Annotated in this window: 11 protein-coding genes; 6 read left to right on the top strand and 5 right to left on the bottom strand. The window is 34.6% G+C overall.

What is annotated here, in order from left to right; genetic code table 11:
* Positions 1-86 precede the first annotated feature (86 nt).
* The gene (locus tag ACQY29_RS12920) at positions 87-2,477 is read left to right on the top strand and encodes a reprolysin-like metallopeptidase (RefSeq protein ID WP_428225594.1); all 2,391 of its coding nucleotides are present in this window, start codon (positions 87-89) and stop codon (positions 2,475-2,477) included.
* A 42-nt stretch (positions 2,478-2,519) separates the two neighbouring features.
* On the opposite strand, the gene clpB is transcribed toward ACQY29_RS12920, so the two are convergent.
* Positions 2,520-5,162, bottom strand: coding sequence for an ATP-dependent chaperone ClpB (gene clpB, locus ACQY29_RS12915; protein ID WP_428225593.1), 2,643 nt, complete (start codon positions 5,160-5,162; stop codon positions 2,520-2,522).
* A 372-nt stretch (positions 5,163-5,534) separates the two neighbouring features.
* Between clpB and ACQY29_RS12910 the strand changes: the two genes are divergently transcribed.
* Both ACQY29_RS12910 and ytxJ read left to right on the top strand, forming a co-directional pair.
* Complete coding sequence (locus tag ACQY29_RS12910) at positions 5,535-6,386, top strand: archaemetzincin (RefSeq protein WP_428225592.1); 852 nt, start codon at positions 5,535-5,537, stop codon at positions 6,384-6,386.
* Position 6,387: 1 nt separating this feature from the next.
* The gene (gene ytxJ / locus ACQY29_RS12905; RefSeq protein ID WP_428225591.1) at positions 6,388-6,777 is read left to right on the top strand and encodes a bacillithiol system redox-active protein YtxJ; all 390 of its coding nucleotides are present in this window, start codon (positions 6,388-6,390) and stop codon (positions 6,775-6,777) included.
* 47 nt (positions 6,778-6,824) lie between these two features.
* Here ytxJ and ACQY29_RS12900 read toward each other — a convergent pair whose 3' ends face one another.
* Genes ACQY29_RS12900 through ACQY29_RS12890 form a run of 3 tightly spaced genes read right to left on the bottom strand, consistent with a single transcriptional unit; the run spans position 6,825 to position 8,507 of the window.
* Positions 6,825-7,391, bottom strand: a complete 567-nt coding sequence (locus tag ACQY29_RS12900) for a YceI family protein (RefSeq protein ID WP_428225590.1) — start codon at positions 7,389-7,391, stop codon at positions 6,825-6,827.
* 30 nt (positions 7,392-7,421) lie between these two features.
* Positions 7,422-8,054 carry an NAD(P)H-dependent oxidoreductase gene (locus ACQY29_RS12895; protein WP_428225589.1) on the bottom strand — a complete coding sequence of 211 codons (633 nt, stop codon included), beginning with the start codon at positions 8,052-8,054 and terminating at the stop codon, positions 7,422-7,424.
* Positions 8,055-8,507 carry a MarR family winged helix-turn-helix transcriptional regulator gene (locus ACQY29_RS12890; protein WP_428225588.1) on the bottom strand — a complete coding sequence of 151 codons (453 nt, stop codon included), beginning with the start codon at positions 8,505-8,507 and terminating at the stop codon, positions 8,055-8,057. It lies immediately after the preceding gene.
* Between the two features lie 181 nt (positions 8,508-8,688).
* Between ACQY29_RS12890 and ACQY29_RS12885 the strand changes: the two genes are divergently transcribed.
* The gene (locus ACQY29_RS12885; RefSeq protein ID WP_428225587.1) at positions 8,689-9,003 is read left to right on the top strand and encodes a rhodanese-like domain-containing protein; all 315 of its coding nucleotides are present in this window, start codon (positions 8,689-8,691) and stop codon (positions 9,001-9,003) included.
* Positions 9,004-9,057: 54 nt separating this feature from the next.
* On the opposite strand, the gene ACQY29_RS12880 is transcribed toward ACQY29_RS12885, so the two are convergent.
* Positions 9,058-9,738: a Crp/Fnr family transcriptional regulator gene (locus ACQY29_RS12880; protein ID WP_428225586.1), complete on the bottom strand. Its 681-nt coding sequence runs from the start codon at positions 9,736-9,738 to the stop codon at positions 9,058-9,060.
* A 101-nt stretch (positions 9,739-9,839) separates the two neighbouring features.
* On the opposite strand from ACQY29_RS12880, the gene ACQY29_RS12875 reads away from it, so the two are divergent.
* Both ACQY29_RS12875 and ccoS read left to right on the top strand, forming a co-directional pair.
* Positions 9,840-12,221 (top strand): heavy metal translocating P-type ATPase, encoded by a 2,382-nt coding sequence (locus ACQY29_RS12875; RefSeq protein ID WP_428225585.1) that lies wholly within the window; start codon positions 9,840-9,842, stop codon positions 12,219-12,221.
* 338 nt (positions 12,222-12,559) lie between these two features.
* On the top strand, positions 12,560-12,748 hold the full coding sequence (gene ccoS / locus ACQY29_RS12870; protein ID WP_428225584.1) for a cbb3-type cytochrome oxidase assembly protein CcoS: 189 nt from the start codon (positions 12,560-12,562) through the stop codon (positions 12,746-12,748).
* Position 12,749: the final 1 nt, after the last annotated feature.

Below are 12,749 nucleotides of genomic sequence, written 5' to 3'. Positions count from 1 at the left end.
ATTGTAATATGTAGAATTTTTTCTATAAAAAAATATGTATATGTAAATTCTGTATCTTAGCAATCTGATACCCTAAATCTTTAAAAATGAAAAAGACATTATTTTTAATTTGTTTTTCTAGTTTAGCACTTTCCTCAGTGGCTCAAACTGGAAGCTATTGGAAAAAGTTTATTGCAAGTAAACAAATTGTTGAAACTGACAAATCGGTTTCTAGAATTAGTTATCCTAAAGAATTTGATCTGTTCGAGTTAAATGTCGAATCTTTACGTAATGAGTTGTTTAATGTTGTTGGTAAAACGGCTAGAAAGAGTTCGACTATTATTTCTCTACCGAATGCTGATGGTAAAATAGAAGATTTTCAAGTTTTTGAAGCTTCGAATTTTGATGAAGAATTACAAGCAAGATTTCCAGAAATCAGATCTTATTCTGGTGTAGGATTAACAGATAGAAGTGCTACTTTAAAATTAAGTATCGCCCCAAATGGTATTCAAACCATGGTTTTTAGAGCTGATAGACCTAACGAATTTATTGAACCTTATTCTGCTGATCATAAAGTGTATTCAGTTTATAAATCGCAACGCGATAAAAGTAAAATGAATTGGTCATGTGGAACTGTTGAAAGGGATATTGTAAATGGACTCGAAAATAAAATTTCAAATGTTCAAAAATCAAATGCAGGTCAATTAAAAGTGTTGCGCTTGGCGCAATCATGCACAGGAGAATATGCTAATTATTTTAATGCTTTTTCGTCTGCTAATGTAGCTAGGGTATTAGCTGCTTTTAATGCCACTTTAACACGCTGTAATGGTATCTTTGAGAAAGATTTAGGGGTTCATTTGAATTTAATTAATCAAACAACGAATGTGATTTTTTACAATCCTTCAACGGATCCTTATACTTCAGTTGCCGCTGGAGGCGCAAATGGGGCATGGAATGGAGAATTAGAAAATACGTTAAATACTTCTTTAACAGGGATCAATACATCTTTAGCAGCAAATAATGCAGTTTATGATATAGGTCATTTATACGGTGATAATGGAGGTGGCGGAAATGCGGGTTGTATTGGTTGTGTTTGTGTTGATGGTGTTGCTGGAGGAAGTAGTGAGAAAGGAAGTGGGTTTACATCTCCTTTTGATGGAGTTCCTGTTGGTGATAGCTTTGATATAGAGGTGGTTGTTCATGAGTATGGTCATCAATTGGGGGCTAATCATACGTTTACTCACAAAGGAGAAGCAGGTGGTGGAAGATGTTCGAATGTTCAAGTTGAAGTTGGTTCAGGAGATACTATTATGGGGTATGCAGGTATTACAAGTGCAGATGTTGCTGGGAATGCAATTGATTCATTCCATGCAGTTTCGATTGCTCAAATTCAAGCTAATTTAGCGGGTAAAGCATGTCCAGTTACTACTAATATTGCAGGTGCCAATGCTACGCCAAATGTAGCTATCACAGGGAATACTTTAACGATACCTATTAGTACTCCATTTGCCTTAGATTGTATAGGAACTGATAATGATGCGAATGATGTGTTAACATATAGCTGGGAACAAACCGATAGTCCTTTATCTAATACCGTTTATATTGGAAATGATATATCTAGTAGTGCTTCTGCAACTAAAGATGTAGGTCCAAATTTTTTGTCTTGGTCGCCTTCAACTTCTTCAACTCGTTATTTTCCAAAAATGACTTCTATTATGGCTAATTCAGCCGTTACAGCACAAGTGGGTGGTGATGCAGGTATGCGATCTGAAGCGTTATCTTCTATAGCTAGAACATTGAATTTTAGAGTAACGGTACGAGATAATGCTCCTTATTCTTCTGTAGCGCCTATTAAAGTAGGTCAAACTAATTTTGCTAATATGCAAGTAACTACAAATACTACTGGTGGTGCCTTTTCAGTTACATCACAAGCGGCTGCTGGTACATCATATGTTGGAGGGACTTCACAAAATATTACATGGAATGCAGGAAGTACAACAGGAGCTCCATTTAATGTTGCTAATGTTGATATATTGATTACTTATAATAATGGTGTAACTTGGACAGTATTGTTAGCGGGTACTCCTAATGATGGTAATCAATCGGTATCTATGCCTAATCCTGCGGTTAATCAGACAAATTGTAGAATTATGGTGAGATCAGCGGTAACAGCTACACAAAAATCATATTTCTTTGACGTAAATAATATTGCTTTCACAATTACACATTCCCTTGCTACTGGTAATTATGAATTACAAGGTTTTGAAATGTATCCAAACCCTACTGAAGGAGAATTTACATTGAAGTTTTTGCCTGAAAATGATAATATAGTATTAAAAATTCATGATATAAGTGGACGTGAGGTATTTGTTAAAGAATATCAAGCTGAATCTGTGTTTAATCAGAATGTTTCTATAAAAAATGCGCAATCAGGAATGTATTTAGTGACTATCCAAGATGGAGCGCATAAAACGGTTAAAAGAATTGTAATTAAATAATTATAATTTAGCATAAAAAAAGGGGAGCATTGCTCCCTTTTTTTATTTGTCTTGATTTCTAAAAACCAATTGGTTATCAAAACTATCCAATAAGATAATACTATTCGTGGTTATTTTACCTGAAAGTATTTCTTTAGATAATTGATTGAGAACTTCGCGCTGTACCACTCTTTTTACGGGACGTGCACCAAATTCAGGGTCATAACCTTTATTCGCCAAATACTGAATCGCTTCAGGGGTAGTATCCATAGTGATGTTTTGTTGTGCTAACATTTTGATGACGCTTTTCAATTGTAAACCTACAATTTCCTTGATGTTTGCACTGCTCAATGGAGTAAACATCACTATTTCGTCAATCCGGTTGATAAACTCAGGACGAACCGTTTGCTTGAGTAATCCTAAAACTTCCACTTTTGCAGCTTCGGCAGCGGCATCTACACTGCCTTTTAAGTTTTCAAATTTTTCCTGTATAATATGACTGCCCATATTTGAAGTCATAATAATGATGGTGTTTTTGAAATCAGCTAAGCGACCTTTATTGTCTGTTAAACGCCCTTCATCTAATACTTGAAGCAAAATGTTAAAGGTATCAGGATGTGCTTTTTCAATTTCGTCCAATAAAACTACCGAATACGGTTTTCTTCTTACTGCCTCGGTTAATTGTCCGCCTTCATCATAACCTACATAGCCTGGAGGCGCACCCACTAATCGGCTCACACTATGACGCTCTTGATATTCGCTCATGTCAATGCGAGTCATGGCATTTTCATCATCAAACAAATATTCGGCAAGTGCTTTAGCCAATTCTGTTTTTCCCACTCCAGTTGTTCCAAGAAATAGGAAAGAGCCTATCGGTTTTTTTACATCTTGTAAACCAGCACGACTACGACGTACGGCATCGCTTATGGCTTGAATGGCTTCTTCTTGACCCACCACACGTTTGTGTAATTCATCCTCAAGTTTTAGCAATTTTTCACGTTCGCTTTGAAGCATTTTAGTTACAGGGATTCCCGTCCATTTCGCCACAACTTCCGCAATATCATCGTGTGTTACTTCTTCTTTAATGAGCGAAGTACCTTTTTGGTTTTCTACCAACTGATTTTGTAAACCATCTAATTTTTCTTGTGCGTCTTTGATTTTTCCATAACGAATTTCAGCTACTTTACCATAATCACCTTCGCGTTCCGCGCGTTCCGCTTCTAACTTGAAATCTTCAATTTCTTGTTTTACATTTTGGATGTTATCTACCAAATCTTTTTCAGATTTCCAACGGGTATAAATTTCGTTACGTTCTTCTTTTAAATTGGCTAAATCTAATCCCAATGATTTTAATTTGGTTTCATCATTCTGTCTCACACTACTATCTTTTTCATAGGAGTTTGACGAATATTCTATTTCTCTCTTGATTGCTTCAATTTCGATTTCCAACTGCATTACTTTTCTATCCAAAACATCTAATTCTTCGGGTTTTGAATTAATTTCCATACGTAATTTAGATGCCGCTTCGTCCATCAAATCGATGGCTTTATCGGGTAAAAAACGATTGGTAATATAACGTTGCGATAATTCCACAGCCGCAATAATTGCCTCATCTTTGATGCGCACTTTATGGTGTGTTTCGTATTTTTCTTTAATACCCCGTAGGATTGAAATCGCACTTTCAGTATCAGGTTCGTCTACGTTTACTTTTTGGAATCGACGCTCTAACGCTTTGTCTTTTTCGAAATATTTTTGATATTCATCTAAAGTAGTTGCGCCAATAGCTCTCAATTCACCACGTGCTAAAGCGGGTTTTAGGATATTAGCAGCGTCCATCGCGCCTTCGCCACCCCCTGCACCTACAAGCGTGTGAATCTCATCAATAAAAAGTACAATATCACCTTCAGCAGCTGTGACTTCTTTAACTACCGATTTTAATCGTTCTTCAAATTCGCCTTTATATTTAGCACCAGCAATCAAAGCGCCCATATCCAATGAAAAGACGATTTTGTCTTTTAAATTTTCAGGAACGTCTCCGTCTACAATACGATGCGCTAAACCTTCGGCAATGGCGGTTTTACCAACACCTGGTTCACCAATGAGCATAGGGTTGTTTTTGGTACGACGGGTTAAAATTTGTAATACTCTTCTGATTTCCTCATCACGACCAATGACTGGGTCTAATTTGCCTGTACGTGCTAATTCGTTCAGGTTTTTAGCATATTTGTTTAAGGCATTGTAGGTATCTTCTGCTGAAGCGGATGTTACTCGTTCGCCTTTTCGAATTTCCGAAATAGCACTTTCTAAGCCTTTTTCGGTAACCCCTTGGTCTTTTAAAATTTGGGCTACTTTACTCTTGGATTTGAATATAGCTAAAATTAAATGTTCGATAGAAACATATTCATCATTCATTTTTTTGGCTATGATATTGGCCTCTGTCAATGAGGTTCCTGCATCACGCGATAACATTATATCGCCACCCGAAACTTTCGGAAAGCTTTGGATTGTACTGTCCAATATTTTTTTGAAAAGCTCTACATTTACGTTGAGTTTTTTCAGTATAAAAGGAGCTACATTTTCATCAACTTCTAGAATTCCTTTAAAAATGTGTTCGTTTTCTAGTTGTTGTTGACCGTGTGCTTGTGCAATCTGTTGCGCTTGTTGTAACGCTTCTTGCGATTTGATGGTTAAGTTGTTTAAGTTCATATTTTTTACTGTTTAAAGTTTATTGTTTAAAAGTTTATTGTTTAAAAGTTTATTGTTTAAAAGTTTATTGTTTAAAAGTTTATTGTTTAAAAGTTTATTGTTTAAAAGTTTATTGTTTAAAAGTTTATTGTTTAAAAGTTTATTGTTTAAAAGTTTATTGTTTAAAAGTTTAAGAGTTTAAAACTAATTACTTTTTACTCATCACTCATCACTCATCACTTTTAACTCTTCACTCTTCACTCTTCACAAAATTCATATCTTTGGTTGATACTGGTCAATTTATGTTCCAAATTGATTTTTGAGACAAAATGACTGGTTTTTAGTGTTTTAATGTGTTTTTTTAAAGACAAAATGTCTGAATTTGTTAGATTTATGAGAAAAAAATATGCCTTTTTGTGCTTGATGTTGCTCTGCTTGATGGGATGTAAGGAGCAAAATTATTTTGAAAAATTAGCAACTTTAGACGTTGGTTTGGGTACACCTAAAGCGGGTGATTGGTTAGCCGAACACCAAGAAAGTGGACAAACCTTTGCACAATATCAAAAGTTGGAACCACTTAAAGTAAGTACGACCCAAAAGTACATTTATATTCTGCCTATTGGAAATTTCACAGCAAAAGAACAAAAGATTTGTGCATTGACGACCAAATATTTGAGTTTGTTTTATGATGTTCCTACTAAACTGTTACCAGTAATTTCAGATAGTGTTGTACCTAAAGATAAGCGACGTTGGCATGATGATAATGAACAACTAGATGCTTCTTATTTGATGGATGTGGTGGTAAAACACAAACCTAAAGATGCTTTGGTTGTTATGGGGCTTACGTCTAAAGATTTATACCCTAAACCCAGCTGGAATTTTGTTTTTGGGTTAGCAACTTATTCCAAGGGAGTAGGAGTAACCTCTTTTTTTAGATATGGTCCTGAATTAGCGGATTATCGTGTTTGTTTGGAGCGAACTATTAAAACTTCGGCACATGAAATAGGGCACATGTTTAAATTGAAACATTGTACTCATGCGGTTTGTGTGATGAATGGTGTTAATAGTTTGCGTGAAGATGATGGGAAACCTAATACGCTTTGTTCGGTTTGTTTGCAAAAACTACAATATAATTTTGGTTTTAATTGTCAAGCACGTTTCAAAAAGTTGTTGTACTTTTATCAGCAACATGGCATGCAGCGTGATGCCGAAATTATAAAGAATCAATTAACTATTTTGGAGTAATATGAGTTTTTTAAAAAATATATTTGGTGGAAATTCCTCTGAAAATCCAGCATCAACGATGGATTGGCATGTCCTAAACGATTTGCAACAGTTGGATGTTATTGTTGAAGAATCAAAAAGTAAACCTGTTTTGTTGTTCAAACATAGTACCCGTTGTATTATTAGTCGTACGGTTTTGAAAAATTTTGAAAAAGAATTTAATTTAGCAGACAAATTAACGCCTTATTATTTGGATTTATTGGAATACCGACCTATATCGAATGCTATCGCGGAACGTTTTCAAGTGACGCATCAATCGCCACAAATATTACTGATAAAAGATGGAAAGTGTGTATATGATGCTTCGCATGAAGGGATTGAGGTTAAGTCACTGCATGTGAATTTGATGTAAAAAAAATAAAGCCTGAAATTTTCAGGCTTTTATTTTTTAAACTACAATTAGTATTTTAATTGAACTTTCAATTCAAATTCGTCATCTATAGCTTTATCAGCTAAAGCACCGAAAGTTTTTGAAGCATACTTTACGTCGTATTTTGTTCTATCTATCATTAAAGTGGCATTGGCAACTCCTTTGTTAGCTACCATATCAAAAGTAATTGGATTTGTGATTCCTTTAATAGTTAAATCGGCTTCTACTGTATACGTATTTGCTGATTTTTTCCCGATTTTTTTGAAAACTAAAGTAGAAGAAGGAAATTTATCAACAGCAAAAAAGTCATCGTTTTTTAAGTGTCCATCTAATTTTCCTTTCCATTCGCCTTGAAGATCTAAGGTGTTGATGGTAGTCATGTCAACAGTGAAGTTTCCGCCTTTTAGTTCTTTACCTGTAAATATTAAGACACCTTCTTTTAGTTTGATATCACCATTGTGTTGTCCTCCTACTTTTTTGGCTAGCCATAAAACTTTACTTTTAGCGGCATCAACTTTTTTTGAAGTTTGAGCGGTAGCGTTTAATGTTCCTAAAGCGACTACTAAGGCTAGGGCAATTGATTTTAAATTTTTCATTGGAATTGATTTTTAGTAATTGATTTAATATTAAATTGTTATGAATAATTCTTCTTTTGATTTACGCACTTTTTTTGCATGCTGGGTTTGGTCTTCCTCGTGTCGATATCCTACGGTTGCGACTAAGCTTGCATTTAAATTTAGAGCGCTTAAATTTAAAATAGTGTTGTATTGTTCTGCTTCAAATCCTTCCATAGGAGTTACATCAATTTGTAATTCTGCAGAAGCATTGATAAGGTTGCCAAGTGCTAAATAGGTTTGCTTGGAAGTCCAAATAGCTTGTTCTTCTGGGGTAAGCCCTAAGATTTTAGCTTTCATAAAATCGCTATAGCCTTTAAGATTTTCTTCGTCAATTTCTCTTATTTTGCTAACCCTTTTGATGTATTTATCTATTACAGTTTCATCTAAATTGATATAATTAGCAAAAACGATTAAATGTGAAGCTTCTGTAATTTGCGATTGATTCCAGGATACAGGTTTCAATTGTTCACGTATTTCTGGGTTTTCAATAATAAATACTTTATAGGGTTGTAAACCATAAGATGAAGTGCTTAATCGAATTGCTTCTTTCAAGATTTCTAAATCTGCTTCTTCAATTTTTTTGGTGGCATCAAATTTCTTTGTAGCATAGCGCCATTGCTGTTGTTCAATAAACTTACTCATTTAATTTCTGTACTTTTCTAATAAATAATTAAATTGTGCTAATTCTTCTGGGGTTAATTTGTTACCCAATTCATTTTCATGATCCAGCACAAGAGGATCTAATTGTTGTAAAACCAGCAATCCTTTTTCTGTAATTGTGATTTCCATTTTGCGTTTGTTCTCAGGGCAAACTTTACGTATTACTAATTCTTTAATTAAAAGTTTGTCTACCAGACGAGTGGTGTTGCTAGTTTTGGCTACCATTCGCTCTTGTATGCAAGCCATATTTGCCGGTTTTCCTTTTTGTCCTCTTAAAATACGCAACACATTATATTGTTCGCTGGATAAATCGTAGGGTTTTAAAATGTCTAAGAATTTTTCAGCCACAATGTTTCTTGTGAAAGTTAAATTCAATAACACCTTTTTGGCCATTGATAATTCAACTGTACTTTTAATTTCTTCTTCAATTTTCATGACTATGGAAATTTGTATGTACAAATGTATGTAAAATATTTAATTTGTATATACAAATATGATTAAAAATTTGTTAAATTTTTTTAGAGATAGATTGACTGTTCTCTGATAGTTTTTTTAAATTTGAATACTTTTTTGAGAATGAAAAGATGTAAATTAACCAACTTAATTAATATTATTTATGAACTTAACACAAGAAGATTGGTGGGCAAAACTTCAGGAGGACGATAATGCTGTTGTCCTTGATGTACGTACTGCTGACGAATGTATGGATGGGGTAATTCCTAATGCTATAAATATTGATATTTATAAAGGGCAAGGTTTTGTTTATCAGGTTGATGAACTGGATAAAAATAAAAACTACTATGTGTATTGTAAAGCAGGTGGGCGTAGTGCACAAGCTTGTGGTATTATGAATCAAATGGGATTTGGAACTACTTACAATTTAATGGGTGGTTTTTCTGAATGGGATGGTCCTGTGGATGAATTGAAATAGTATTTTAAAATTTGTAATACAATAAAGGCTGTCATTTTTATTGACAGCCTTTATTTATTCTGATAATCTTTTCAGCTTGTTTTTATCTTTGAGTACTATCTTTTTTCCGCTAATACTAATTAAATCAAGTTTGTTGAGTTCTGATAATAAACGAATACAACTTTCTGTAGCTGTGCCTATCATGCCCGCTAATTCCTCTCGGGAGAGTTGTATGCGTAGGCTTCCGTCTTCGTTGGTGCCAAAATTTTCTTCTAGGTAAACCAAAGTCTCTGCCAATCGTTCTTTTACACTTTTTTGTGCCATAGACACCATGTGGTCATCAGCTTCTTTCAAATCGCCACAAATGGTTTTCATAACATTCATGGAGAATTGATTGTTTTGATTGAAAAAATGTAATATTTCACTTTTAGGGACAAAACATACCTCCATATCCTCTAAGGCTACGGCGCTCAAATTGGCTGGTTGTTCGCTAATCATGGAGCGTTGCCCTAAAAGCTCCCCAGCTTTAACCAGTTTTACAATTTGGTCTTTACCATTGGCACTGAGTTTGGTCATCTTACAAACCCCATCCTTAACACAATATACCCCATTAGTCATTTCACCCTCTTCAAAAATAGGTTCTCCTTTTTTGATGGTGTACGACGTTTTGCAGTCGGCCATTCGTAATAATTCATCTTTTGTTAGGGCTTTCAGGGAACTGAATTGCCTAACGATACATTGTTCACATTTGCTCATAGCACAAATTTCGGTATTCAAAGATATTCAAAGTATGACAAATATCATAGTTTAAAGATTGTCTTATTGTGACATTTGTTACAGGTAAATGAGCAAATTTTATGGGCACTAATAATTGTTTTCATTGTGGGAACGAGGTCGTGAAGCGTGAGGAAATTATTTTTGATACAAAGTCTTTCTGCTGTGTGGGCTGTAAAACAGTATATGAGATTTTTAGTCAAAATGATTTAACCTGTTATTACGACTTCGAAAAGGCTCCAGGAGCTACACCACAAGATATCAAAGGAAAATACGACTTTTTAAATGATTCAATAATAGTTTCTAAATTATTGGATTTTGAAGAGCAACAAATACACATTGTAAGTTTGTATATTCCGCATATTCATTGCAGTTCGTGTATTTGGATTTTGGAAAATTTACAAAAGTTAAACAAAGGTATAGCCTCTTCTCAAGTAAATTTCCACGAGAAAAAAGTGAGGATTACTTATAGTCCGTCGGAAACTAATTTAAAGGATATTGTCGAATTACTGAGTGCTATAGGTTACGAGCCTTACATCAGTCTGGAAAATTATGAAAATAAAAAGCAGGCAGTTGATAGAACGTTAATTTACAAAATTGGAGTAGCGTTTTTCTCTTTTGGGAATATAATGTTGTTATCCTTTCCAGAGTATTTTGAAGTAGGTGAGTTTTGGATTGAGCAGTACAAAGGTTTTTTCCGATGGTTGATTTTTGCCTTGGCCTTACCACCTTTTTTTTATTCGGCTTGGGGGTATTATGTTTCAGCTTGGAAAAGTATCAAATCTAAAATGCTCAATATCGATATTCCCATTGCTTTGGGAATTGTCGTGATGTTTGTACGAAGTACCGTAGATATTATTTTTAATTACGGTCAAGGTTTTTTTGACAGTATGTGCGGACTCATTTTCTTTATGTTATTAGGAAAGTTGTTCCAACAAAAAACCTACAATTTCTTATCCTTTGAGCGCGATTACAAATCGTATTTCCCAATAGCTATCACCAAAATTAATACGGATGGAAGCGAAGAGCCTATTCAAGTCTACGATATTGCGAAAGGCGACCGATTGTTGATTCGTAACCAAGAATTGATTCCTGTGGATGGTATTCTAATTTCGCCCGAAGCCTCAATCGATTACAGTTTTGTAACAGGGGAAGCGGTGGCAATTCAAAAGAAATCAGGTGATAAAGTCTATGCAGGTGGGAAACAAATTGGAAAAATTATTGAAATGGAAGTGTTGCACTCGGTTTCGCAGAGTTATTTAACCCAATTGTGGAGTAACGATGTGTTTCAAAAAAGAGTGGAACAGAAGTATAAGAATATAACCGATACCATCAGCCGTTATTTTACCCCAGCGTTACTTTTATTAGCTTTTGTGTCTTTTGGATTTTGGATATTCAGAGAAGTTGCAACAGCTTTCAATGTATTTACCGCTATTTTGATAGTGGCTTGTCCGTGTGCTTTAGCGCTTACAGCACCTTTTACCTTAGGGAATGTGCTCCGAATTATGGGGTACAAAAAACTCTATTTAAAAAATGCTACCGTTATTGAGCAATTTGCCAAAGTAGACACCCTAGTTTTTGATAAAACAGGAACCATCACCACTAATAAAAAGACAGCAATTACCTATGAAGGGACTGAATTAAATTCATCAGAATTAAGATTACTCAAAAATGTGCTTCGAGGTTCTAATCACCCTTTAAGTAGGAGATTATACGATTTTATACCAAATCAAGATAAGTTGGAAGTAACCCATTTTGAAGAAGTCACAGGCAAAGGCATTTTTGCACAAATCGATGGGCATTCGGTAAAATTAGGTTCTTCACAGTTCTTACAACACATGAGCGAAAACACCCATAAGAAAACCAAGGTTCATGTGGAAATCGATGGGGTGTATAAAGGAAGTTATGTCTTTAACAATCAATATCGTGAAGGTTTAGAAAAACTATTTGAAAACTTAGCCAAGAAGTATAATCTCGTGGTGCTTTCTGGGGATAACGATGGCGAACGCAAGATTTTAGAAAAAATGTTGCCTACTGATACTACTTTGGTTTTCAATCAAAAACCAGAACAAAAACTGGCTTACATTGAAAACCTTCAAAAACAAGGCAGAAATGTAATGATGATAGGTGACGGGCTGAATGATGCGGGAGCATTAGCACAAAGCAATGTCGGGATTTCTATTTCAGAAAATGTAAATGTGTTTTCTCCTGCTTGTGATGGAATTCTGGATGCTTCGCAATTCTCAAAAATTGATTATTTCCTTCGTTTTTCAAAAAATGCGATGAAAACTATTTATATGAGTTTTGGTTTGTCTTTACTCTATAATGTGGTAGGACTCAGTTATGCCGTGACTGGAAATTTATTGCCTATCGTAGCGGCCATCATTATGCCGTTGAGTACGGTTACTATTGTGAGTTTTGTGACGTTGATGAGTAATTTTTATGCTAAGATTAGTAAAGAGTAAAGAGTAAAGAGTAAAGAGTAAAGAGTAAAGAGTAAAGAGTAAAGAGTAAAGAGTAAAGAGTAAAGAGTAAAGAGTAAAGAGTAAAGAGTAAAGAGTAAAGAGTAAAGAGTAAAGAGTAAAGAGTAAAGAGTAAAGAGTAAAGAGTAAAGAGTAAGCCTTATAGACTAATTGCTAATCACTAATTGCTAATCACTAATTGCTAATCACTAATTACTAATCACTAATTACTAATCACTAATCACTAATCACTAATTACTAATTACTAAAAAACAAGGTATGACAAATATCATATTTTATCCCATAGCGTAAGGGTAACTTTGAAATATAAAATTTAAGGTATGAGTGTTATTTATTTACTAATCTGCATCAGCATCGTGCTGGCTGTGACTTTTCTGTATGTCTTTATACGGGCGGTTAGAAGTGGTCAGTTTGACGATGACTATACGCCTTCGGTACGAATGCTATTCGAAGACGAAATCAAAAAGAGTAAACCCAAAACAAATATAAATTCAGAAAATCGAGAGTAAT

Source organism: Flavobacterium sp. (genome assembly GCF_965262375.1).
Lineage (GTDB): Bacteria > Bacteroidota > Bacteroidia > Flavobacteriales > Flavobacteriaceae > Flavobacterium.
This window is presented reverse-complemented; position numbering and strand designations above follow the sequence as displayed.